Annotated in this window: 30 protein-coding genes; 28 read left to right on the top strand and 2 right to left on the bottom strand. The window is 55.5% G+C overall.

What is annotated here, in order from left to right; genetic code table 11:
- Window positions 1-3: 3 nt before the first annotated feature.
- The 4 genes from Q31a_RS04295 (at window position 4) to Q31a_RS04280 (ending at window position 5199) form a co-directional block, all read left to right on the top strand.
- Window positions 4-1362 (top strand): ATPase, T2SS/T4P/T4SS family, encoded by a 1359-nt coding sequence (locus Q31a_RS04295; RefSeq protein WP_145074500.1) that lies wholly within the window; start codon window positions 4-6, stop codon window positions 1360-1362.
- A 39-nt stretch (window positions 1363-1401) separates the two neighbouring features.
- Window positions 1402-2130, top strand: a complete 729-nt coding sequence (locus Q31a_RS04290) for a DUF4190 domain-containing protein (protein WP_145074497.1) — start codon at window positions 1402-1404, stop codon at window positions 2128-2130.
- Window positions 2131-2437: 307 nt separating this feature from the next.
- Window positions 2438-3403, top strand: a complete 966-nt coding sequence (gene folK / locus Q31a_RS04285; protein WP_145074494.1) for a 2-amino-4-hydroxy-6-hydroxymethyldihydropteridine diphosphokinase — start codon at window positions 2438-2440, stop codon at window positions 3401-3403.
- Window positions 3404-3549: 146 nt separating this feature from the next.
- Window positions 3550-5199, top strand: a complete 1650-nt coding sequence (locus Q31a_RS04280; RefSeq protein WP_145074490.1) for an Ig-like domain-containing protein — start codon at window positions 3550-3552, stop codon at window positions 5197-5199.
- A 20-nt stretch (window positions 5200-5219) separates the two neighbouring features.
- Here Q31a_RS04280 and lpdA read toward each other — a convergent pair whose 3' ends face one another.
- Together lpdA and Q31a_RS29925 are read right to left on the bottom strand one after the other, a co-directional pair.
- Complete coding sequence (gene lpdA / locus Q31a_RS04275) at window positions 5220-6614, bottom strand: dihydrolipoyl dehydrogenase (protein ID WP_145074487.1); 1395 nt, start codon at window positions 6612-6614, stop codon at window positions 5220-5222.
- Between the two features lie 136 nt (window positions 6615-6750).
- Window positions 6751-7143, bottom strand: coding sequence for a hypothetical protein (locus tag Q31a_RS29925; protein WP_197356189.1), 393 nt, complete (start codon window positions 7141-7143; stop codon window positions 6751-6753).
- 672 nt (window positions 7144-7815) lie between these two features.
- Between Q31a_RS29925 and rpsJ the strand changes: the two genes are divergently transcribed.
- The 24 genes from rpsJ (at window position 7816) to rpsK (ending at window position 21040) form a co-directional block, all read left to right on the top strand.
- Complete coding sequence (gene rpsJ / locus Q31a_RS04265) at window positions 7816-8142, top strand: 30S ribosomal protein S10 (protein WP_145074482.1); 327 nt, start codon at window positions 7816-7818, stop codon at window positions 8140-8142.
- Between the two features lie 168 nt (window positions 8143-8310).
- Window positions 8311-8997, top strand: coding sequence for a 50S ribosomal protein L3 (gene rplC, locus Q31a_RS04260; RefSeq protein WP_145074479.1), 687 nt, complete (start codon window positions 8311-8313; stop codon window positions 8995-8997).
- 51 nt (window positions 8998-9048) lie between these two features.
- On the top strand, window positions 9049-9690 hold the full coding sequence (gene rplD, locus Q31a_RS04255) for a 50S ribosomal protein L4 (RefSeq protein WP_145074476.1): 642 nt from the start codon (window positions 9049-9051) through the stop codon (window positions 9688-9690).
- 78 nt (window positions 9691-9768) lie between these two features.
- Entirely contained in the window at window positions 9769-10080 is a 312-nt protein-coding gene (gene rplW / locus Q31a_RS04250) for a 50S ribosomal protein L23 (RefSeq protein ID WP_145074473.1), read from the top strand.
- A 77-nt stretch (window positions 10081-10157) separates the two neighbouring features.
- Entirely contained in the window at window positions 10158-11015 is an 858-nt protein-coding gene (rplB, locus tag Q31a_RS04245; protein WP_145074470.1) for a 50S ribosomal protein L2, read from the top strand.
- A gap of 51 nt (window positions 11016-11066) precedes the next feature.
- The gene (gene rpsS / locus Q31a_RS04240; protein ID WP_145074466.1) at window positions 11067-11336 is read left to right on the top strand and encodes a 30S ribosomal protein S19; all 270 of its coding nucleotides are present in this window, start codon (window positions 11067-11069) and stop codon (window positions 11334-11336) included.
- A 69-nt stretch (window positions 11337-11405) separates the two neighbouring features.
- Window positions 11406-11762 carry a 50S ribosomal protein L22 gene (rplV, locus tag Q31a_RS04235; RefSeq protein WP_145074464.1) on the top strand — a complete coding sequence of 119 codons (357 nt, stop codon included), beginning with the start codon at window positions 11406-11408 and terminating at the stop codon, window positions 11760-11762.
- 51 nt (window positions 11763-11813) lie between these two features.
- Window positions 11814-12536 (top strand): 30S ribosomal protein S3, encoded by a 723-nt coding sequence (gene rpsC / locus Q31a_RS04230; RefSeq protein WP_145074461.1) that lies wholly within the window; start codon window positions 11814-11816, stop codon window positions 12534-12536.
- Window positions 12475-12891 (top strand): 50S ribosomal protein L16, encoded by a 417-nt coding sequence (gene rplP / locus Q31a_RS04225; RefSeq protein ID WP_145074458.1) that lies wholly within the window; start codon window positions 12475-12477, stop codon window positions 12889-12891. The genes rpsC and rplP overlap by 62 nt, the downstream gene beginning before the upstream one ends.
- Before the next feature lie 18 nt (window positions 12892-12909).
- Window positions 12910-13113 carry a 50S ribosomal protein L29 gene (gene rpmC / locus Q31a_RS04220; protein ID WP_145074455.1) on the top strand — a complete coding sequence of 68 codons (204 nt, stop codon included), beginning with the start codon at window positions 12910-12912 and terminating at the stop codon, window positions 13111-13113.
- Between the two features lie 32 nt (window positions 13114-13145).
- Window positions 13146-13496, top strand: coding sequence for a 30S ribosomal protein S17 (gene rpsQ / locus Q31a_RS04215; RefSeq protein ID WP_145074452.1), 351 nt, complete (start codon window positions 13146-13148; stop codon window positions 13494-13496).
- A gap of 60 nt (window positions 13497-13556) precedes the next feature.
- A complete protein-coding gene (gene rplN, locus Q31a_RS04210) occupies window positions 13557-13925 on the top strand; it encodes a 50S ribosomal protein L14 (RefSeq protein ID WP_145074449.1) in 369 nt (122 codons plus the stop codon).
- A gap of 36 nt (window positions 13926-13961) precedes the next feature.
- Window positions 13962-14309, top strand: a complete 348-nt coding sequence (rplX, locus tag Q31a_RS04205; RefSeq protein WP_145074446.1) for a 50S ribosomal protein L24 — start codon at window positions 13962-13964, stop codon at window positions 14307-14309.
- A gap of 65 nt (window positions 14310-14374) precedes the next feature.
- Window positions 14375-14938 carry a 50S ribosomal protein L5 gene (rplE, locus tag Q31a_RS04200; protein WP_145074443.1) on the top strand — a complete coding sequence of 188 codons (564 nt, stop codon included), beginning with the start codon at window positions 14375-14377 and terminating at the stop codon, window positions 14936-14938.
- Between the two features lie 62 nt (window positions 14939-15000).
- Window positions 15001-15186, top strand: a complete 186-nt coding sequence (locus tag Q31a_RS04195) for a type Z 30S ribosomal protein S14 (protein WP_145074440.1) — start codon at window positions 15001-15003, stop codon at window positions 15184-15186.
- Between the two features lie 105 nt (window positions 15187-15291).
- Complete coding sequence (rpsH, locus tag Q31a_RS04190) at window positions 15292-15687, top strand: 30S ribosomal protein S8 (protein ID WP_145074436.1); 396 nt, start codon at window positions 15292-15294, stop codon at window positions 15685-15687.
- A gap of 75 nt (window positions 15688-15762) precedes the next feature.
- On the top strand, window positions 15763-16305 hold the full coding sequence (gene rplF, locus Q31a_RS04185) for a 50S ribosomal protein L6 (protein ID WP_145074433.1): 543 nt from the start codon (window positions 15763-15765) through the stop codon (window positions 16303-16305).
- 49 nt (window positions 16306-16354) lie between these two features.
- Window positions 16355-16717, top strand: a complete 363-nt coding sequence (rplR, locus tag Q31a_RS04180) for a 50S ribosomal protein L18 (protein ID WP_145074430.1) — start codon at window positions 16355-16357, stop codon at window positions 16715-16717.
- A gap of 97 nt (window positions 16718-16814) precedes the next feature.
- Window positions 16815-17306: a 30S ribosomal protein S5 gene (rpsE, locus tag Q31a_RS04175; protein ID WP_145074427.1), complete on the top strand. Its 492-nt coding sequence runs from the start codon at window positions 16815-16817 to the stop codon at window positions 17304-17306.
- Window positions 17303-17800 carry a 50S ribosomal protein L15 gene (gene rplO / locus Q31a_RS04170; protein ID WP_145074423.1) on the top strand — a complete coding sequence of 166 codons (498 nt, stop codon included), beginning with the start codon at window positions 17303-17305 and terminating at the stop codon, window positions 17798-17800. The genes rpsE and rplO overlap by 4 nt, the downstream gene beginning before the upstream one ends.
- Before the next feature lie 42 nt (window positions 17801-17842).
- Window positions 17843-19192 carry a preprotein translocase subunit SecY gene (secY, locus tag Q31a_RS04165; protein WP_145074420.1) on the top strand — a complete coding sequence of 450 codons (1350 nt, stop codon included), beginning with the start codon at window positions 17843-17845 and terminating at the stop codon, window positions 19190-19192.
- Window positions 19193-19318: 126 nt separating this feature from the next.
- Window positions 19319-19900, top strand: coding sequence for an adenylate kinase (locus Q31a_RS04160; RefSeq protein ID WP_145074417.1), 582 nt, complete (start codon window positions 19319-19321; stop codon window positions 19898-19900).
- Window positions 19901-20092: 192 nt separating this feature from the next.
- On the top strand, window positions 20093-20476 hold the full coding sequence (gene rpsM, locus Q31a_RS04155) for a 30S ribosomal protein S13 (RefSeq protein ID WP_145074414.1): 384 nt from the start codon (window positions 20093-20095) through the stop codon (window positions 20474-20476).
- 183 nt (window positions 20477-20659) lie between these two features.
- On the top strand, window positions 20660-21040 hold the full coding sequence (rpsK, locus tag Q31a_RS04150) for a 30S ribosomal protein S11 (RefSeq protein WP_145074411.1): 381 nt from the start codon (window positions 20660-20662) through the stop codon (window positions 21038-21040).
- Window positions 21041-21121 lie beyond the last annotated feature (81 nt).

Below are 21121 nucleotides of genomic sequence, written 5' to 3'. Positions count from 1 at the left end.
CGCATGTTCCGACGCAAGAAAAAAGAGGGCGCAGCCCAGCAAGCACTCGAAATGCCGGCGATCGAGTTTAAGCCTCAGGCCGCCGACAAGCAGGCCGCGCAAGGCATCCTAATCGCTGCTCGAGGAATCGAACAATACCCGGTGGCCGTGGTCCTGCTCGCCCAGGCCATTGACGCCCGTGCCGATCAAATCCTGCTCGATTTTTCTCAGCAAGGCGCCGCGGTGCGATTTCGCATCGACGGCCTGTGGGAGAGCATGCCTCCCCTGGAACGGCCCGAAGGTGATGGCGCCCTAATCGTCATCAAACGCCTCGTAGGGCTCAACGGACAAGATCGTCGATCGCGGCAGCAAGGCACGCTAGCGATCAAGTACAAGGGGAACGATTGGATCCTGGATGTCATGACCCAAGGCGTCCCCTCGGGGGAACGCGCGCTGATTCGTATCGATCCCAAAAAACCAGTGCTGGTCACGCTGTCCGATTTAGGGATGCGTGAAAAGATGCAACAGCAGCTTAAAAACCTGCTCAATTCGGACGATGCCCTCTTCCTTTTCAGCGGTGCACCAGGCCATGCACTGCCCACCACCTGGCGGGTAGGACTTGAGTCCGCAGACCGCTTCGTTCGCGACTTTCATGCCGTTGAGGATGTCAAACTCAACGATCCCGAGCTCATCAATATCACCAAGCACACGTTTGATTCGGCAGCGGGTGAAACCCCCATGACCGTACTCAAGAGCTTGCTACTGAAGCAACCCGACGCGCTCATCCTCCCCGAGCTGTTCAGCCCCGAAGTCACCAAGCTCCTCTGCAACGAAGTGATAGCAGAGCACCGCTACGTGATCACGCGAATTGCCGCCAGCTCCGCGGTCGAAGGACTGCTCAAACTCCTTGCAAGCAACAAGGAATCCTTCAAGGAGTTGCTGAAAATCACCTGCGGCGTCCTCAATCAAAAACTGGTGCGGCGTCTGTGCACCGAGTGCCGACAACCCTTCCAACCCTCGCCACAATTGCTGCAAAAATTGGGAATTCCTGCCGGACGAGTCCACACGCTCTATCAACCCTACATACCTCCCCCACCGGAGCAGCGGGTTGACGCGAACGGCAAGCCGATCGAGATCGAGATTTGCGCAAAATGCAACGGCCGAGGTTATTACGGACGCGCTGCCATTTTTGAACTACTGCAAATTACCGACGAAATTCGACAGGCTGTATTGCAAGACCCGACCCCAGCCAACGTGTCGAGAACCGCGCGCCAAGGCGGCTTCTTAACGATGCAAGAAGAGGGTGTCTTGGCTGTTGCGACCGGGCTCACCAGCTTGCAGGAACTGCAACGCGTCCTGTCACCGCCCAAGAAATCGAAGTAGCCCCATCACTCCCCTATTCCCCACTCCCCAAGATCTCGGATGAACACAGCTGACTCACTTCTCCAACCTGCTTTTCAGGAAACAGAAGAAACGCAAGCCGCCGAACGCTTGCCGACCAGCAAGCTGGCCATAGTTGCACTCGCCTTGGGAATCATAAGCTTGCTGGCCCCCCTGTCGAGCAAATTGGTGATGCTCTCGATCCTAGCTGCCGGGCTCGGCGGCATCACCGCAATCCTACTCTCCTACACGCCCTACCTACGCGGACGGGGACTCGCACAAGCTGGCATGGCGATGGGAATTGCCTCGGGAACATGGTCCATGGTAGCCACCACCCAGGAGCGACAATACCTCTACGAGCAGGCGGGACAACGTGCGATCGAGTTCGTCGACCTGATCGCGGAACACCGTGAATACGAAGCCTTGGAATTGATGAAATCCGCTGGCGAACGCCAGATAACCGGAACCGATCTCAAAGCCTATCACGACACGCTGACCATGGAAGCGGGCGACAAAACCAAAGAGTTCCTCAACAGCAAAGCTACCCAACGCATCTTAGCCGAGGGCCAACCCGGACAGTGGCGCTACATGCGGGGAATCGAAATCACGGGCGATCACAATGGTTACTACATCACGGTTGAAGTCAACAAGGCGGGCGATACCGACGCAGAGCCTCTAGTGATCATCATGTACCGGAGCGCACGCCCACGCAGTGCAGACGACTCCTCTCGCACGGCCTACTGGCACGTCCATAGCCTGAAGCCCCAGTAGCCGGTGCGAGGATCGGTAGTCGCGCAAGGAACTGCCAGCCGCCTAGTGGTGCACTCCTGCGGACGTCCCCGGCTGCCGCGGCCACAAATTGCACATCGCGCGATGATGCCCCCCTCAACCTCTCGGGCTCCCCGGCAGATGAAGATCTACCGCAGCTGGAACCAGCAGCGATCCGACACCACACTCGAGCAGACCGAGCCTGGCGATTCCAGCTTCACCACTGGACACGCATTCAACTGCCGCAGCTCGAACAGCTGCCACCGTCCAACTGGTTTGAGCCCTAGCCCTGTGAGGTAATTCTCCTAGCATGCCGCGCTGCCTACTCAGCTTAGGTGCCAACCTTGGAAACCCCAGCGATGCGATCCGCCGGGCCGCGGAGCGATTGCGCGAGGAATTCGGCTGCTCGACAGATGAGTTCTGCGTCAGCTCTCACTACCGCACGCCTCCGGTCGGCGGCCCCACCGGCCAACCCCCATTTATCAATGCGGTGATTGCACTTCGCAGCCCCAAGGATCCCTGGGAAGCCTGGCACATCGTCCGCAAGATCGAAGAGGAATTGGGGCGTGTCCGGCTACACCGCTGGGAAGCTCGCCAGATCGATATCGACATCTTGCTGCACGAAGATTCCCGGATCTGGACTCCCCAGCTAAAAATCCCCCACCCCCGCATGTGCATGCGCCGCTTTATCCTAGTGCCAGCTCAAGAAGTGGCAGCCAGCTGGATCGATCCGGTCTCCCGCCTCTCCATCGGCCAACTAGCGCAGAATCTGCAAACCGGCCCAGGCAGCCTTGTGCTAGTTGCGAGCCCCCAGCAGCAGGCCGCCACGCTGCTCCAGGAAGCTGCTCGACTGGCCCACGCCAATTGGCTCCCCTGCTCATCCATCTCGCCGCTCCCGGCCCAGCACGCCGCCGACAGCCCATTCCTCGGCACTCAGCCGCCAACGGCGGACCGCCGCTGGGTGGGGCTCGTCGAATCGGCAGCCCACTCGTCCTCCGCACGCCCCCTGATTGCCACGCCTAAACTGACCGTTTTTCTAGCGGACCCCATGCGGGTCGAGGGAGTTGCCTGGGAAGATTTCCACCGCCCCCTAGCCATGGGACTGGGGCTAGCCGTCACCTCCACGCCCCTCCCTGAGCAAACTTCCGCTGCGGAGCGCGGCCCGCAGCCCACCTACCTTCTCGCTTCGGACGATCGTCAGTGGGCCATCCACGAACTCGTTGCGGCACTCGAAGCGATGGACTGCCCTATTGAAATCAGTCACTCAGGAGGGTAAACAACATACCACCAGAGCGAAGGCATCGCGCGAGCAGAGACTGAACAAGCCCCCGGTCGCCAAATTCGATCTCCAAGCTTACGGCCAATTGCGCGTCCTACATCTCGCCCTGCTTCCACGGCGAAGACCATTTCAGGGAGGAATTCATGCACAAGTTGCGAACGCTGGGGCTCGAGGCACTCGAAACACGTCGCCTGCTCGCCCTCACCGGCTTGGAGCAGGAACTCCTCCAGCTCACCAATCGCTTTCGCAGCGATCCACAGGGTGAGTATGCACGACTTATCTCGCGGGCCTCCCCGATCCAAGCTCGAGACGCGAGTGTGCAAGCGAGCCTGGATGCCTTTAAAGTCGACGCAGCAGTTCTTCGGGCGGAGCTCGGGCAGCTAACACCAGCTCCTCCGCTGAGCTGGAACGAAGCGGCCAGCAACTTCGCCAAGTCGCACAACACCGCGATGCTCTCGACCAAGCCACCGTCTCAATTCCACTCCGATACCGCCACTCGCAGAAACGCGCTGCTGGCCGCCGGAGTCGACTTGCGGTTTGCCAACGGAGAGAAGATCAACTCAGAAAACGTATTTGCGTATGGGCTTTCCCCGAATTTCATCCACTCTGCCTATGTGATTGACTGGGGAACCGGCCCCAGCGGCATGCAAGCTGGACGCGGCCACCGCACGGCACTCAACAACCCAGACTTCGATCAAATCGGCCTGGCCCTTACTCCCTACAGTGGCAGCGCGACGTTCGGCCCCTTGGTCAGCACCGAGGTGCTCCTCAACATCGAAAAACCTCCTGCCATGGTGGTTGGGGCGGTATTTGAAGATGCCAATGCAAGCCGCTGGTACGAGGCAGGCGAAGGTATTTCCGCGATTCAAATCGCCTTCGATGGAGCTGCTGGGCAGTTCACGACCACCTCTCAACCCGCGGGAGGCTTTCAGCTTGCACTCCCGGCGGGAACGTACCGCGCCATCGCTTCGGGTGGTCGTCTGAAGTCTCCGATCGTGCTGCCCAAAATCACCATCGGAGAGGAGAATGTATGGCAAAACTTCATCTACGACCCCAGCGCTCCGGTGGCTCTTCCGCCCACGGCAACCAACGACGAAGGACAGGCCAATAATGCACAGCGAACGGCCAACCTCAAGCTCACCGCCAACGACTTAGACCCCGATGGCGATCCGACGAAGCTCATTGCAAAGCTTGTGGGCAACGCCCCCGCCGCTTTTAAAATCGTGAACAACCAACTGCAGTACACGACCCCAGCTGGCTTTGCAGGGGTCCACCGAACTCAGTACACGGTCACCGATTCAACCGGCCTTGAATCGCCACCGGCAACCATATCGATCTTTGTCGTCGATTTCTCAGCTGCATTCCCCTGGCACAACAGGCAGACTCCCACAGACACCAATCAAGATGGCATCCTCAGCCCCCTCGACGCACTGCTGGTAATCAACGATTTGAATGTGCAGCAAAGTCGCCAACTTCCCACCGCACCGGGGCAACCGAAGAACGCCAACGCCCTAGTCGACACGAACGGAGACGGCTTCATCTCCCCCATCGATGCATTGCTCATCATCGACCTTCTCAACAAACGACCCGAGGGAGAGGGGGCAGGGGAGGCCCTCGCAGAAATGCCAGCCTCCAGCACCCCACAAGCCACCGATCTGGCTCTTCAGCAAATGGCTGCCAGCTCGCTATCGCTAGTCAGCTGGATCGATGAACTGCGGAGAACCACGCCCCTCACCACGCAGCACAGCACAGCCGCCACGCCAAGTGAGGAGAGCAAAACAGCAACGCGTTGATCACCTACTGCAAGGCACAATCAAGCGGTATGGATCGCCCGCTTCGAGACGGCCATGGCTGCCTCATGCAGCAACTCGGATAGGGTGGGATGCGCGTGGCAACAGCGAGCGATATCTTCGCTGCTCGCCCCAAACTCGATCGCGGCGGTCGCCTCTGCGATCAAATCTCCCGCGTGGGCGCCAATGATATGCACCCCCAAAACCCGATCCGTCTTGGCATCCGCCAAGACCTTAACTCGGCCGCTGGGCTCGCCCAATGCGAGTGCTCGCCCGCTGGCACCATAGGGACAAATCCCCTTGATATACTCGATCCCCGCATCCTTGAGCTGCTCCTCGGTCTGTCCCACTGAGGCGATTTCGGGATGGGTGTAGACGACGGCAGGTATCGCGCCATAGTTGACGTGGCTCTTCATGCCCGCAATCCGCTCAACGCAAACAATCCCCTCTTCGCTCGCCTTATGAGCCAGCATGGCGCCCCCTAGCAAGTCGCCGACAGCATACACCCCCTGCACGGCAGTTTGAAAATTTTCATCAACCGGCACAAACCCGCGGCGGTCGGTTTCGATTCCCACCCCATCCAACCCCAGGTCATCGGAGCAGGGCACTCGGCCGGTCGACAGCAGCACGCGATCGCATTCGATCGGCTCGCTCCCCTTGCACTGCACCGTACATTTCTTGCCGTCAAACGTGGCCCCTTCTACCCAACTTCCGGTGCGAAATTCGATCCCCTGCTTCTGAAACTCGCGATGAGCCAGCTGGCCGATCTCATGGTCGAGACCAGGCAACACACGGTCCATGGCTTCCAACACAGTGACCTGACTTCCCAGGCGGTTCCAGACGCTTCCCAGCTCCAGGCCAATGTAGCCGCCGCCAATAACAACCAATCGCTTCGGGACTTCCGGATAATTGAGAGCGGTCGTGCTATCCCCTATGCGATCCCCGTCGTACTCCACGCCGCGCATCGTCGCTGGCCGACTTCCCGTCGCGAGCACGATATGCTTAGCGCGAATCTCCAGCGGGCCCTCCGCTGTTTCGACCGCTACGGTATCTACGGAGGAAAGCTTGCCGCGCCCGTGATAGGCGGTGATCTTGTTGCGTTTCAGCAACATCGTCACTCCACCGGTCAACTGCGAAACGACCTTATCCTTGCGGGCCAGCATGGCCGAAAGGTCTAGTCCAACGGAACCTACCTGTACACCGTGTTGCCCCAGTTGCGACTGAGTCACATGGTATAAATGACTCGACTCCAACAACGCCTTGCTGGGTATGCAACCAACTCGCAGACAAGTGCCACCAAAGACCTCGTTCTCGTCAATACATGCGGTGTTGAATCCTAGCTGCGCAGCGCGTATCGCAGCCACGTATCCCCCAGGGCCACCGCCGATTACAACCACATCGTGTTCTGCCCGCTTCATATCAATCGCACCTATCCACTTATTAACCAGACCGAAATCTAACTCGAAACCGACTCTTCCTCAGCGTCCCAGCTTTCCGTCGCGCCCGGAGCGCGGAACACCGATCGGATCCCCACAGTCAACCATCCACAGCGAACTACTCGTCCTCTTCCTCGAAAACATCGTCGTCACCGCTTCCAGCGGCGTTTGGAAACATATCACTGTCATCGGGTTCGATCTCGTAGTCGTCCTCTAACTCCTCCTCGAAATCATCATCGAACTCATCATCGAAGTCTTCATCATCGAAATCCTCAAAGGGATCATCATCCTCCTCCTCATCGTCGAGCGGCAGCGACTTCGGGTCAGCTTCTTCACCATCAGCGCCATCTTCCTCAGACGACTCCTCTTCACCCTCCTCCTCATCGCCATCTTCAGACCACGCACCTCGCGCAGGCTTGGGCAACGAAGGGACCGGTCCAATAACACCAGCCCACTCCACCCAACTCTCGGGCTGGGACGGCTGGCTTCCTCTCTCAATCAAAAGCGACATCTGGAATTCTCAAATAGGGTTCAAAGCGTGCACCATAGCGAAGAGTGCAAACTGTCGTACGGCAAGTATTTTGTCAACGTATCTAATCTAGCTTCCATTCACGATTCGGCATAATCGCCCTGGTGTTTTTCGGCCACCAGCCCCCCACCTCAACAACACCTCAGTGGGAATCGTCAATTTTCCCCCCATCAATCGGCCGCCTGCCCGAGGAGTAACGCGGGCCACTGAGAACGGGGCACTGTGCGTCTCCGCAGAGATCTCATCCCCGCAGAGATCTCAGGCGACCAGGGCGTCTAGAGAAGGGATAGGGGTCCTGCCAATTGGACGTTGCTAGCATTGCGCTCCCTGCAATTTATTGGCAAAACCACTGCATCAGCCGGGCGTCGCGGGTCGAATTCTGACATTCTACAAGTAACCCACACCCATCGACCGCTGATATCCTATGACCTCATTGGCATCTTGCCCAACAAATTCACGCAAAACTGCTTGTCCCCAGCTCGCGTCGCGACGCGGCGGGCAATTTCACCCAAGCATTCTACATTTTGCCGTTGACGACCGAGTAGGTCGCTCATAAACTCTCCTCCTTCACTTGGACGCAAATCAGCTCACACTCGCTGAGATGCCCGAGTAATGTAGTAATAATCGTTTTTTGTGGTGTTGAGAGGGTCTACTGTGTCGGCAGGTTCGCACGAAGTCATTCGAATCCGAATGGAAGCATACGATCATTCAGTGCTTGATCAAAGCGCTCAAGAGATCGTCGACACCGCCAAACGCACCCACTCGGAGGTGCATGGCCCGATCCCTTTGCCAACACGCATCGAGCGGTACACAGTATTGTCTGGCCCACACATTGACAAAAAAGCTCGCCAGCAATATGAAATACGAACTCACAAGCGACTGATCGACATCCGGCAGGCAACCGCCAAGACGATCGAAGCTCTGAACAAGCTTAGCCTGCCAGCTGGTGTTGACATCAAGATCAAGGCAACAGCTCGGTAGCCAACACTCCGAGGCTAGCTGCCACCAGTCCGCTCCCTGCGTGCTTCGTTTCGGCTCGCAGTATCGTTTAATTAGTTTTTCGAGTCCAGTAATATGACACGGATGCTAATTAGGTAACACGAGGAATCCTCGGTCCTAATTTGCAAGCGTTTGACGGGAAATACAGAGATGACGAAGGGTATCCTCGGCCGCAAGGTCGGTACAACGCAGATTTTCCATGAAGACGGAACGGCTATTCCCGTAACGGTCTTGGAAGTAGGCCCATGTCATGTCCTGCAGGTCAAGACCGTTGAACGTGATGGGTATGAAGCCGTACAGCTCGGCTATCTCGACAAGCCCCGCCGCCTCGCTAGCCGCTCAGAACGCGGCCAAGTCGCTGCCATCAGCAGCAAGCGATCCAAGGCACTCTCCGCAGCAGGTGTGGAAGCTTCCGCCAAGCCAAATTGTGAGCCCAAGCGATTTATTCGCGAGTTCCGCAATCATGCCGCAGCGGAAATTGGCAGTGTCATTACCGCTGCGATCTTCGATGAAATTCAAGCCGTCGACGTCACAGGCACCTCCAAGGGCCGTGGTTTTTCCGGTGTAATGAAGCGACACAACTTCAGTGGCCAGCGAGCCACTCACGGTGTTAAGAAGTGCCACCGTCATGCCGGTGGTACCAGCATGGCGACCTACCCAGGTCGCGTATTCAAGGGCCAGAAGATGGCCGGTCGCTACGGCGGCACCCGCACCACCGTTCGCAACCTGAAGGTTGCCAAGGTTGATGCGGAAAACAACTTACTTCTAGTGCGCGGCGCTGTCCCCGGCCCTAACGGTGGATTTGTTATCGTTCGTGCAACCAACAAGGTTGGTTAGTCATCGGTTCAGCGTCCCCGGCTCGTTAGAGATATATTAGAGTACAGATAGATGGTTACCTTACCTGTTTACGATCGAAATGGTGCAGAAGTCGGCAAGATCGATATCGATCCTGCTGCCATTGCCCCCAAAATCAACAAGCAACTCCTGCACGATGCAGTTGTGATGTACTTGGCGAACAAGCGTCAGGGAACGAAGAAAACCAAGGGTCGCGGTGAGGTTTCGGGCTCGACTCGCAAGCTCTACCGTCAAAAGGGTACCGGCAACGCACGTGTTGGCTCGCGACGAGCTCCCCAGCGTCGTGGCGGTGGCCACGCCATGCAAATCAAACCACGCACCTACTACTACCGGCTTCCTAAGAAGGCTATCCGGGCAGCAACCAAGATGGCGATCGCCTCTAAGATCGCTGACAGTGAAGTGGTCGTCATTGACCAGCTGGAAATGGCTGCTCCCAAGACCAAGGAACTCGCTGAGGTCCTCAAGGCTCTAGGGCTAGAAGGCCAGACCACGCTAGTCGCCACAAGCGACTACAAGAGCGAAGTCTACAAGAGTGCCCGCAATATCCCCGGTGTGGAAGTAACGCGAGTTATCGACTTGAACGCCCTGGCCGTCATTCGCCCCAAGCGATTGCTGATCACCAAAGAGGCACTCGAGCTGATCAAGAGCCAAGCCGCCGACACCTCAGCCGCCTAACCCAGGCATGTCCTGTTGGTGCCCGCACCACACCCCACACTCACTTGCAGATACGAAGCCGCAAAAGGCATTGATTCGATGAGCGACAAAGCAAAGAAAAAGGGAATCCAACTCGAACCCCACCAGGTGATCATTCGCCCACTGGTAACCGAGAAGGGTGTCCACCGTGCAGCCCGCAACAATCACTACGCGTTTGAGATTCACCCCCAAGCGACGAAGATTGATGTTCGAACCGCTGTCGAAACCTTGTTCAACGTCGTCGTTGATAAAGTCATGACGCAGAACCGCATCGGAAAAACCCGTCGCTACCGCCATCGTGCTGGAACTACCAGCGGCTGGAAGAAAGCGATTGTAAAACTCAACGCCGAGCACCGCATCGACTTCTTCTAAGAAGTCGAAAACGAGCTCCAGTTCATTGAGTCTACAGGACTTCAAGCAGTACGACGAAACGTTACAGGCAGACAGAGATGGGAATTCGCAAATACAAGCCAACTTCAGCAGGCAGACGGAACGCGTCGGTCAGTGACTTTAAGGAACTGACCCCTGGCGCCAAGCCCGAAAAGTCGCTGCTTCGCCCCAAGCAAAAGCATGGTGGCCGAAACAACCAAGGTAAGATTACCGTTCGCCACCGTGGTGGTGGACACAAGCAACAATACCGGGTCATCGATTTCAAGCGGAACAAGGACGGAATCCCTGCCAAGGTTGATTCCATCCAATACGACCCTAATCGATCGAGTCGGATTGCGTTGCTGGTCTACGCCGACGGTGAGAAACGATATGTAGTTGCCCCTGACGGTCTCAAGGCTGGGGAAACACTCCTGAATGGACCAGACGCGCCGCCCAAGATCGGTAACTGCCTGCCACTCAAGAACATTCCAGCCGGTACAGAAATTTACTGCATCGAATTGCAACCAGGTCGCGGTGGCGTCCTCTGCCGAAGTGCAGGGACTCTGGCGACATTGATGGCACGAGAAGCAGACTGGGCTCAGTTGATGTTGCCTAGCGGTGAAATCCGCCGGGTTCCGGGCAACTGCCGAGCTACCATCGGTCGCAGTAGCAACCCAGATCACAGTGCAGTTGTACTCGGCAAAGCGGGTCGATCGCGATGGATGGGGCGTCGACCTCACGTTCGCGGTACTGCCATGAATCCAGTTGACCACCCGCACGGTGGTGGTGAAGGAAGAACAAAGGGTGGACGCCACCCAGTTACGCCTCAGGGCAAACCTACCAAGGGTGGATCGACCAGAGCTCGACGCAAGCCGTCGAACTCGTCCATCATCCGCCGTCGCAAGTCGCGACGTTACGGCCAGCTGAAACTGAAGTAAGCCGCGGTATCATTTATCAGTCATTAGCGTTTTTTGAGTTGAAGCGAAGCTATGGGACGATCGACCAAAAAGGGACCATTTGTAGATCCAAGGCTCTACGGTAAAGTAGTCAAGGTCCAGGAATCTGGCTCCCACGAGCCAATTACGACTTGGGCCCGACGCTGCACTATCGTTCCAGAATTCGTGGGCATCACGTTCATGGTTCACAACGGTCGCCAGCACATGAAGGTAACCGTCAACGAAGACATGGTTGGACACAAGCTCGGCGAGTTCGCACCAACGCGAACCTTCCGCGGCCACTCCGGCAAGGGCAAGAAGTAGTACGAGTGCAACTCGTTACTTGGCATCGCAAAGAATCATCGAACCGACATAGAAATTAGGGTTGGAGCCATGGCGTTCAAAGCCACTCACAAATACGCTCGAATCAGTGCTCGGAAAGTCCGTCCACTGGCAGATTTGGTACGCGGTAAGTTTGCCGATGAAGCACTCGACCTGCTCAAGTATCAGCCCCATCGCGGTGCACGGATGCTGGAGAAGGTATTGCGAAGTGCTGTTGGCAACGCACAGGACTCCGACCAGAACAGTGGTCGGTCGGTTGCTCCCGAGCGACTGGTCATTACCCTAGCCCATGTGGATGGCGGCCCGACATTCAAGCGGATCCGTCCCCGAGCACGCGGGATGGCCTTTGGAATTTTAAAGCGAACAGCTCACATTACTGTCGAGCTGGAAACACTGGAAGAACTGTAAGCACAAGTTTGCTGCCTGAGGTAGCGTTAACCGATCAAGCGAGTTTTTGGTATGGGTCAAAAGGTCAATCCTGTAGGCTTCCGAACCGGTGTCGTCCGTGGCTGGGCAAGCCGCTGGTATGCGTCGAAAAAGGAATTTGCCGAGCTTTTGGTGGAAGACCATAAGGTTCGACATTTCATCAAGAATCATCCCGACAACCGATACCGAACTCAGTACCGCAGCGCAGGCATTGATCGGATCGAGATTGAACGGACACGAGATGAAGTTCGGGTCATGCTCTTCGTAGCACGGCCTGGCCTGATCATCGGCAAGAAGGGGGCGGATGTCGAAAAGCTGCAAGAAGAATTGCAGTCGCTCATCGGCCGCCGCGTGAATTTGAAGATCGAAGAGATCGCCACGCCAGGTATTATGGCGCAATTGGTAGCAGAAGACATTGCTCAACAATTGATGAAGCGAGCTAACTTCCGTCGCACAATGAAACGCGCATTAGAAACAACTATGGACGCCGGTGCCAAGGGCATCAAAGTCCAGCTAGCAGGTCGCTTGGGTGGAGCCGAAATGGCTCGACGCGAAAAGGCAAGTGCCGGATCGCTCCCTTTGAGCACCTTGCAAGCAAAGATCGACTATGGTTTCACTGAGGCTCAGACACCTCAAGGTAACCTCGGTATTCAAGTCTGGGTAAATCAAGGTTCTTACGCGGGAGACTCTACCGATGGCGCTGATGCCCAAGCGGGTCAAGCATCGAAAAAGCCAAAGAGGTCGTATAAAAGGTAATGCGACCCGCGGCAACAAAGTTGTCTTTGGCGATTTTGGCCTGCAAGCAACGCAGGGCGGCTGGATAAAGGCTCGAACAATCGAAGCTGGACGTATCGCTGCACAACAATACGTGCGCGGCGAAGGTAGGTTGTTTATCCGAATCTTCCCAGACAAACCGGTGTCTTCCAAACCATTGGAAACTCGGATGGGTAAAGGTAAGGGTGAACCGGAAGCATGGGTTGCCGTGATCAAACCAGGCACAGTTCTGTATGAACTGGCGGGTGTGACTGAGCAACAAGCGAAGATTTGCTTCGCACGACTCGCATCGAAGATGCCCGTCCCAGTTCGTCTTGTACAACGACGACCTGCATAACACCAAAGTGATAATACGATGAAGATCAGTGAATTGCGAGAAATGAGTGACGAGCAGTTGGACCTAACTGCTAAGGACGCAGCAACTCAGTTGTTTCGCCTACGTATCCAGGCGCAGACAGAGAAACTCGACGCTCCTTCCGAGGTCCGTCGAAATCGAAGGTTGATTGCCCGTGTGCGTACGCTCCAAACAGAACGTGCCTCCGCCAGCTCGGCCTCCTGAACTTACTTTTGAAATAGACTAGTAGAGCGAATATGTCAGCGACAGTTCTAGTTGGGGTCGTCACGAGCGACAAGGCATCCAAAACACGACGCGTGGAAATCGATCGCACGGTGAAACATGCCAAGTATGGCAAGTACATCAAGCGTCGGACAGTGTGTCACGTACATGACGAAAACAACGATTCCGCTGTCGGTGATACTGTCGAGATCCAAGAGTGTCGTCCACTGAGTCGTCTCAAGCGATGGAACTTGGTGCGAGTCATCGAAAAGAGCAAAGAAGTCGACTTGGCGGCCCTGCGTGCAGCCCGCCGAGCACACTCGGATGAACAGTCTGAGACTATCGAAAAACTGTCCGGTGAAGAAGGTCAAGCTGCGGCTGAATAAACAGTCCGCCTCGCGACCCCTTCAAATTACTTGACGTAACAATTTGGTTCCAGTGAAGCCATGATTCAACAAGAAACACGACTCGCCGTAGCAGACAACAGCGGTGCAAAAGAAGTGATGTGCATTAAGGTGCTCGGCGGAAGCCGGCGTCGCTATGCAGGCATCGGCGACGTCATCATCTGCTCGGTGAAAGCCGTGCAGGCTGGTAGTGAAGTCAAAAAGAAATCGATCGTGCGAGCCGTAGTCGTACGCTGCAAGCAGCCGACTCGACGCGTGGACGGAAGCTATATCCGCTTCGACAGCAACGCGGTCGTACTGGTGGACAAAGATGCCAACCCACGTGGTACGCGGATCTTCGGTGCTGTGGCCCGTGAGCTACGCGAACGTAAATTCATGAAGATTGTCAGCTTGGCCAACGAAGTAGTTTGATTGCTAGCATTTTAGGTTGGGCACGAGGAAATAAAGATGTTGTTTCGCGAACAAGACGAAGTGCTAGTAATTAGCGGTGCTGACAAAGGCACTTCTGGTAAAGTCCTGAAGGTGGACCGCGAGAACAGTCGCGTGATCGTCGAGGGAGTCAATAAGGTTTACAAACACGTTAAACGCAGCGGGAAAAATCCGCAGGGTGGACGTCTGAGTAAAGAGATGCCCATTGACGCCAGCAACGTGATGCTACTGTGCCCTCAAACCGGCAAGCGGACGCGAGTCGGAGTACGGTACTTGAAGGATGGTAGTAAAGAGCGCTTCGCAAAGAAGAGTGGTGCGTCGCTCGGTGTTATTTCGCCTGCCAAGGCTCGGTACGCTCAGCAGTAATCGCTGGCAGACGACCCCACGTAGACATTTCGATTCAGAGAATTTGGATTTAGGAACCCGCGGCAATGGCCCCACGGTTGCAAGAACGTTATCTAGACGAAATCCGTCAACAGCTGGCTGAGCAATTGGGCATCGAAAACCCAATGGCGATTCCACGTGTGACTAAGATCATCATCAATATGGGTGTTGGATCAGCAGTCGCGGATAAGAAAAATTTGGAATTGGCTTTCGACGCGATGACCGACATTGCTGGACAGCGTCCAGTACAAACGTTGGCTCGCAAATCGATCGCTGGATTCAAGCTTCGAGAAGGCATGCCCATCGGCTGTAAGGTAACCCTACGCCGACAACGCATGTATGAATTCCTGGATCGACTGATTAGCATCGTCCTTCCCCGAGTTCGTGACTTTCGCGGTGTCAGCCGTAAAGCCTTTGATGGCAGCGGCAACTACAGCTTGAGCCTGACCGAACAACTCGTGTTCCCGGAATTAAACCCCGACAAGTACACGAAGCCGCAAGGCATGAACATCACTATTGTGACGAGCGCCAAGTCGAATGAGCATGGTCTGCTGTTGTTGGAAAAGTTCGGAATGCCATTCCGAGCTGCCCAAACGCCCGCAGGCAGCTAAGCTGCTTCAACTAGCGTCGAGTTTTTAGTTTCACCAATTGGATTAACACGGACAACTCTCCCGTGGCAAGCAAAAGTAAAATAGCGAAAGCAAACCGCCCCCCTAAGTTTGCAGTCCGTCGTGAAAACCGCTGTAAGTTGTGCGGTCGACCACGTGCTGTATATCGCAAGTTTGGGATTTGCCGAATTTGTTTCCGTAAGCTAGCGGACCAAGGGGTTATCCCCGGCGTTCGCAAGGCAAGCTGGTAGTTCTCCCCAAATAGGTACTTTCATGGGGTGACGCACGCTGGTCGTTCACCCTAAAAATGGCAGCCATCAACCTGGCCCATAAGTTGAAAAGGAAATGATACCGCGATGATGACTGATCCTATCGCTGACATGCTCACTCAAATCCGCAATGCGGTACGAGTTGAACGCCAACACGTTGACATGCCATCATCGAAAGTGAAGGTAGGCGTGGCCGAAGTGCTGAAGCGTGAAGGATACATTTGGGACTACGCTGTAATCGATGCGGAGCCTGTGAAACAACTCAGAATTGAGTTGAAATACGGCCCCAACGGTGAGCGAGTCATCCAAACGATCCGACGAGTGAGCAGACCCGGGCGGCGCGTATTTAGCAAGAGCCGTGACTTACGTCCCGTTCTCAACGGGCTGGGAATTTCGATTATCAGCACCAGTCAGGGGTTCGTGAGCGATCGCGAAGCTCGACAACAAAATATCGGCGGCGAAGTACTTTGCGAAGTCTGCTAGGCAGTCGCTTAGCTCGCCCGCACTGTACCAAATTGAAATAATTCGTAGAAGATCATTATTTGAAGTGGCTTAGCCATGTCGCGTATCGGTAAAAAGCCTGTTTCTGTAGTCGATGGTGTCAAGGTCAGCATTGCTGATCGAGTGATTGCCGTCGAAGGTCCCAAGGGTAAGCTGGAGTTCCAGCATCGCCCCGAGGTTACAGTTGCAGTTGATGAAGATGGAAAATCAGTTACGGTGGGTCGTGATACTGACGAGCGTACCGCTCGTGAGCTGCACGGTCTTACCCGAGCAATCATTAACAACATGATTGTTGGTGTCAAAGACGGCTACGAGAAGAAACTCGAAGTCGTCGGCGTGGGCTACATCTGTGCTGTCCAGGGTAAGCAGCTTCAACTGCGAGTTGGCTACGCCAATGAGCTGAAGAAGGTCATCCCAGATGCACTCGATGTGACCTGCCCAGACCAAACCCACATCGTGGTCCGCGGTTGCGACAAGCAGAAAGTCGGCCAATTCGCTGCCGAAGTTCGCTCGCTCCGCAAACCAGAGCCTTACAAGGGTAAGGGCATCCGCTACCAAGGCGAGCAGATCAAGCTCAAGCCAGGTAAGTCGGCTACTTAAAAATCGTCCCAAGACATTTCAATTCAATTGCGATACTGACGGGTGCGTCGTGAAGCTTAAGAAAATCATCAACAACCAGCGTGAACGCCGTGAATTCCGAGTGCGGAACAAAGTTCGCGGCGATGCTGGTCGACCACGCTTGTGCGTTAATCGTACGCTCAAGCACTTTTACTGCCAGCTGATCGACGACGAATCGGGCCGAACCCTCGCCAGTGCATCCTCCAAGGATGCGGATGCTGGCGTGAGCTACGGCAGCAACTGTGAAGCTGCTACCAAAGTCGGTAAACTCATCGCCCAGCGTGCTACCGCTGCCGGAATCAAGGCCGTTCGACTCGATCGCGGTAGCTGTCGCTACCATGGTCGCGTAGCCGCCTTCGCCGAAGCAGCGCGAGAAGCGGGTCTCGAATTCTAAAGATTTGAGATCGGTGACCAACAAGCCGTCACCAATTGCGTAATTATTCATTCAAAGACATTTGGTCGAGCTGTAAAATATCGGGAGTGCCTAATTCGTGGCTAAAGTGAACGAACAATCCGGAGATGGCTCCATCGAGCGTGTCCTTAAGATCAAGCGCTGTGCCGCGGTGGTCAAAGGTGGACGTCGATTTAGCTTCGCCGCGCTCGTGGTGGTCGGTGACGGCAAGGGCCGAGTCGGCTATGGATACGGCAAGGCCAACGAAGTGCCTCCCAGCGTTCAGAAGGCTCAAAAGCAAGCCAACCGCGAAGTGGTAGATGTCCCCATCGTGGGTGGCTCAATCCCTCACTCCGTAATCGGTCGCTTCGGCGCCGCGAAGGTCATCCTGCTACCAGCTAACCCCGGTACTGGTATCATCGCTGGTCCCGCCGTGCGAGCCGTGTGCGAAGCCGCTGGGATCAAAGATATCCTGACCAAGAGCTTCAGCTCTAACAATCCATCTGTATTAGTCAAAGCTACCTTTAACGCTCTAGAGCAGCTGCGAACTCGCGAAGATATCGAGCGACTGCGGGGAGTGACACTGTCATGAGATTAAGCGAAGTCAATTCAGGAATTACCAAGCATCGCAAAACCCGACGTTTGGGTCGTGGTAATGGTACTGGACAAGGTAAAACCTCCGGTCGTGGTCAAGACGGTCAGAAGTCTCGAGCTGGATCCTCGCGCCACCCAGGTAAAGTCGGCGAAGACTTGCCGATGGTGCGACGCTTGCCCAAGCGAGGCTTCTTCAATCGCTACGCACTTACCGTCATTGCGGTTAACGTAGGAGATTTGTCGGCCCTGTATGAAGCGGGTGAGGAGATCACTCCTGAAACGCTGAAAGCTAAGGGGATCGTTAAAAAGGTCCACGACGAAATCAAGATTCTGGCCGACGGTGAAGTCGACAAAGCCTTGAAGGTGTCTGCCCATCGCTTCAGTGCGTCGGCTAAGGAAAAGATTACTGCTGCCGGTGGTAGCGTAACTGTCCTAGCTCCCAAGCGTACTCCCAAGCAACGAGTGGCCGATTTGGCCCAGAACAAGAAGTAAACCGGACGGATGGAATCTGTCGCTCGCTGAGGAGTGGTGTCGATGTTAGAAAAACTAAGGGTGATCTTTACGATTCCCGAGCTGCGTCAGAAGATCCTTTTGACCCTCGCGCTGCTCGGCGTCTATCGCATCGGCTATCAAATCCGCCTGCCAATGGTCAACGTTGGCTCGGGAGCCGGTAACCAACTAGATTCGTTCCTGGAACGATTCTCCGTGTTTGCCGCGACCGACCTGCGCGAAGTCACCATCTTCGGGCTGGGCATTATGCCCTATATCTCGGCCTCGATCGTGTTCCAGCTGCTCGGCAGCGTGTGGAAACCGATCGAACAGCTCCGCAAAGAGGGGCAAACCGGGATGCGGAAAATCACCGAGTACACACGGTATTTGACCGTTGTTCTGTGCATTATTCAAAGCTATGTCTATCTCCACTACGTGGTGATGAGCAATCCAGATATGGTGGCCTCCCAGTTCTGCTATCCGGGCACCTCAACACTGCACTTCGGTTGGCAGCTGACCGCCATCGCAATCATGACCTGTGGCACCGTCTTTTTGATGTGGCTCGGGGAACAGATCGATGAATACGGTATCGGCAACGGTATCAGCCTGCTGATCATGGCGAGCATTTTGGCTCAGATGCCTAAGGCGATGCTAGAACTCCAGAACAACATGACAACACAGTTGAGTGGTTCCTCTGGGGAAATCGGTCCCGATAAACTGATCGTGCTGGCGGCACTGTTTGTGGCGGTTGTCTTTGGTGTGGTCTTTATCACCCTCGGGCAAAGACGCATCCAAACGCAGAGTGCGAAGCACGTTCGCGGACGCCGCGTGTATGGCGGAACCAAACAGTTCCTGCCACTGCGAATCAATCAAGCCGGTGTGATGCCGATCATCTTCGCCAGCAGCCTGCTGATGCTTCCGGGACTTCTGTTCGGGGTCATGCAGACCTGGTTTAGCAATCCGACCTTGGCTCAGTTCTTCGCCTCTTTGGCGAGTGCCTTCCAAAGCGGACAATCGTTGAGCTACATCATCCTGTACGTCGCCATGATCTTCTTCTTCTGCTACTTCTGGACGTCCATCACGTTCAACCCCAAGGAGATGTCAGAGAACCTGAAGGATCACGGAACGTTTATCCCCGGCTATCGGCCAGGTAAGCGTACTGCGGACTACCTTGAGAAAGTGATGATTCGGATCACCTACGTCGGAGCAGCCTTCCTGGCAGTGGTGGCCATCGTCCCCATTATTGTGAATATTCAACTCGGCGTCCCCTTCTCGGTAGCATCGTTCTACGGAGGTACGGGCCTGCTGATCGCAGTTAGTGTAGCGTTTGACCTAATTCAAAAAATCGACAATCACTTGTTGATGCGAAATTACAAAGGACTGCTGGAATCCTAAGCGGAAGGCGAGTCTTCCAATGACTCGTCCGCGGTGGCCCTCTCCACGCACTGCCTAGCACGGCGGTTCGGAGACCGGCTCGCGAGCTCAGGACATCCGCCCGACGCACCTAAAGGCTTGCGAGTCATGCGCATTATCTTTATCGGCCCGCCTGGTGCAGGTAAAGGGACTCAAGCAAAGCTGCTGCTGTCTTGGTTGGGAATCCCCCAGCTATCGACCGGCGACATGCTGCGAGAAGTAATGCAACAGGACACAGCCCTGACGCGATGGATCGCTCGGAATTTGAATGCGGGCAACCTTGCTCCAGACCATCTGGTAATGCGGATCGTCGCTGAGCGGTTGAACGAAGCGGATTGCAGGCATGGCTGCCTGTTCGATGGATTTCCAAGGACGCTGGTGCAAGCTCAACTGCTGGACGAGCACCTGGCCCGCAGCTTCGATCAAGTAGATGTCGTGCTTGCCTTAACGGTCGATCCGGAAATGCTGGTCAACCGACTTTTGCGGCGAGCCGAGACAGAGGATCGAGCAGACGACAACATTGAGACGATCCAACGTAGGTTGCTCGTCTACCAGGAACAGACAGCTCCACTCCTAGACTACTACGGGCAGCGACAGCAGCTCGTGACAGTAGATGGGATGCAAGCCCCAGAAAAAGTGTTCCAGGCAATCCAAATTGCCATCCAGGAACATCGAACCGCACAAAACTAGACATTCGATCAACCTTTTACGGCTTGTCGGGTTGACGTTTTGTGCATTACAATGCTCGGTTCCCCCGAGTTGGCACTTGAGTGGCTCATCCCCCGAGTGCACAGTTTAATCAATATCGTTTGTGGGCCGTGCCCCAGACATTGACAATATAGTCACTATTGACACTTACGATTCATTGCTAAGGAGCTCTCCGTGCCGCGTTTACTCGGTGTGGACATTCCCAACGAAAAGAAAGTCGCGATCTCGCTAACCTACATCTATGGTGTGGGTCCACGTGTCGCACGGGAAGTTTGCGTAAAAAATTCAATCGACCCTGATAAATCTGCTCGTGACTTGGATGAGGACGAACTAAGTCGTCTATCCACGATGCTCGAGCGTGATTACACCGTCGAAGGTCCGCTGCGTCGTCAGCTAAGCCAAAACATCAATCGACTTCGCGAAGTGAAGTGCTACCGTGGCATGCGTCACCGTAGCAGCCTTCCCGTTCGCGGCCAGCGCACTCGAACGAATGCTCGCACCCGCAAGGGTCCGCGTAAGACGGTCGCTGGTAAGAAGGGCGTCAAGGACTTGCGCTAGTCCAACCGCACCTGTGAGTCTCCGGCAATGGGGGCTCATGCGAGGTTGTGGAGACTGGTGGGCGCTGCCCAACGCGGGGTTTGCATTTAGGATGCACTGCCCTGGTGAGAGAACATCAATCGCTGCCGCGGGCAGTTTAGATTCAATTTCGAATTAGTCAGTTTGTGCTGAAGAGGTTTTGCAGTGGCGAAGGTTAAACGTCGCAAACAACGTCGTAACGTGGCAATGGGTATTGCCCACATCCGTTCTTCGTTCAATAACACGACCGTTACGATCACCGATACCAAAGGCGACACCCTATGCTGGGCAAGCTCCGGTACCTGTGGTTTTAAGGGAAGCCGTAAGAGCACTCCGTTTGCCGGCCAAGTCGCTGCGCAACAAGCTGCTGAAAAGGCTGCCAAGTTCGGAGTCAAAGAGCTCGAAGTTCGCGTCAAGGGTCCAGGCTCTGGTCGTGAAAGTGCGATCACCGCCCTGCAAACTGCTGGCATGACCGTCAAGTTCATCGAAGATGTGACTCCCATTCCTCACAATGGTTGCCGCCCCCGTAAGCGTCGTCGCGTGTAGGCTCCGGTTGGCTCTCTGGCGAGAAGGTATTCTCGCCATCTAGTCGCTCGCCCCAACTACCGCTTTCGCTTCCCAACACCG

Source organism: Aureliella helgolandensis (genome assembly GCF_007752135.1).
GTDB lineage: Bacteria > Planctomycetota > Planctomycetia > Pirellulales > Pirellulaceae > Aureliella > Aureliella helgolandensis.
This window is presented reverse-complemented; position numbering and strand designations above follow the sequence as displayed.

Excerpts from the sequence above, each read along its gene's own strand:
- Q31a_RS04295 (WP_145074500.1), top strand. The coding sequence starts at position 4 with ATGTTCCGACGCAAGAAAAAAGAGGGCGCAGCCCAGCAAGCACTCGAA.
- Q31a_RS04290 (WP_145074497.1), top strand. The coding sequence starts at position 1,402 with ATGAACACAGCTGACTCACTTCTCCAACCTGCTTTTCAGGAAACAGAA.
- folK (WP_145074494.1), top strand. The coding sequence starts at position 2,438 with ATGCCGCGCTGCCTACTCAGCTTAGGTGCCAACCTTGGAAACCCCAGC.
- Q31a_RS04280 (WP_145074490.1), top strand. The coding sequence starts at position 3,550 with ATGCACAAGTTGCGAACGCTGGGGCTCGAGGCACTCGAAACACGTCGC.
- lpdA (WP_145074487.1), bottom strand. The coding sequence starts at position 6,614 with ATGAAGCGGGCAGAACACGATGTGGTTGTAATCGGCGGTGGCCCTGGG.
- Q31a_RS29925 (WP_197356189.1), bottom strand. The coding sequence starts at position 7,143 with ATGTCGCTTTTGATTGAGAGAGGAAGCCAGCCGTCCCAGCCCGAGAGT.
- rplC (WP_145074479.1), top strand. The coding sequence starts at position 8,311 with ATGACGAAGGGTATCCTCGGCCGCAAGGTCGGTACAACGCAGATTTTC.
- rplD (WP_145074476.1), top strand. The coding sequence starts at position 9,049 with ATGGTTACCTTACCTGTTTACGATCGAAATGGTGCAGAAGTCGGCAAG.
- rplW (WP_145074473.1), top strand. The coding sequence starts at position 9,769 with ATGAGCGACAAAGCAAAGAAAAAGGGAATCCAACTCGAACCCCACCAG.
- rplB (WP_145074470.1), top strand. The coding sequence starts at position 10,158 with ATGGGAATTCGCAAATACAAGCCAACTTCAGCAGGCAGACGGAACGCG.
- rpsS (WP_145074466.1), top strand. The coding sequence starts at position 11,067 with ATGGGACGATCGACCAAAAAGGGACCATTTGTAGATCCAAGGCTCTAC.
- rplV (WP_145074464.1), top strand. The coding sequence starts at position 11,406 with ATGGCGTTCAAAGCCACTCACAAATACGCTCGAATCAGTGCTCGGAAA.
- rpsC (WP_145074461.1), top strand. The coding sequence starts at position 11,814 with ATGGGTCAAAAGGTCAATCCTGTAGGCTTCCGAACCGGTGTCGTCCGT.
- rplP (WP_145074458.1), top strand. The coding sequence starts at position 12,475 with ATGGCGCTGATGCCCAAGCGGGTCAAGCATCGAAAAAGCCAAAGAGGT.
- rpmC (WP_145074455.1), top strand. The coding sequence starts at position 12,910 with ATGAAGATCAGTGAATTGCGAGAAATGAGTGACGAGCAGTTGGACCTA.
- rpsQ (WP_145074452.1), top strand. The coding sequence starts at position 13,146 with ATGTCAGCGACAGTTCTAGTTGGGGTCGTCACGAGCGACAAGGCATCC.
- rplN (WP_145074449.1), top strand. The coding sequence starts at position 13,557 with ATGATTCAACAAGAAACACGACTCGCCGTAGCAGACAACAGCGGTGCA.
- rplX (WP_145074446.1), top strand. The coding sequence starts at position 13,962 with ATGTTGTTTCGCGAACAAGACGAAGTGCTAGTAATTAGCGGTGCTGAC.
- rplE (WP_145074443.1), top strand. The coding sequence starts at position 14,375 with ATGGCCCCACGGTTGCAAGAACGTTATCTAGACGAAATCCGTCAACAG.
- rpsH (WP_145074436.1), top strand. The coding sequence starts at position 15,292 with ATGATGACTGATCCTATCGCTGACATGCTCACTCAAATCCGCAATGCG.
- rplF (WP_145074433.1), top strand. The coding sequence starts at position 15,763 with ATGTCGCGTATCGGTAAAAAGCCTGTTTCTGTAGTCGATGGTGTCAAG.
- rplO (WP_145074423.1), top strand. The coding sequence starts at position 17,303 with ATGAGATTAAGCGAAGTCAATTCAGGAATTACCAAGCATCGCAAAACC.
- secY (WP_145074420.1), top strand. The coding sequence starts at position 17,843 with ATGTTAGAAAAACTAAGGGTGATCTTTACGATTCCCGAGCTGCGTCAG.
- Q31a_RS04160 (WP_145074417.1), top strand. The coding sequence starts at position 19,319 with ATGCGCATTATCTTTATCGGCCCGCCTGGTGCAGGTAAAGGGACTCAA.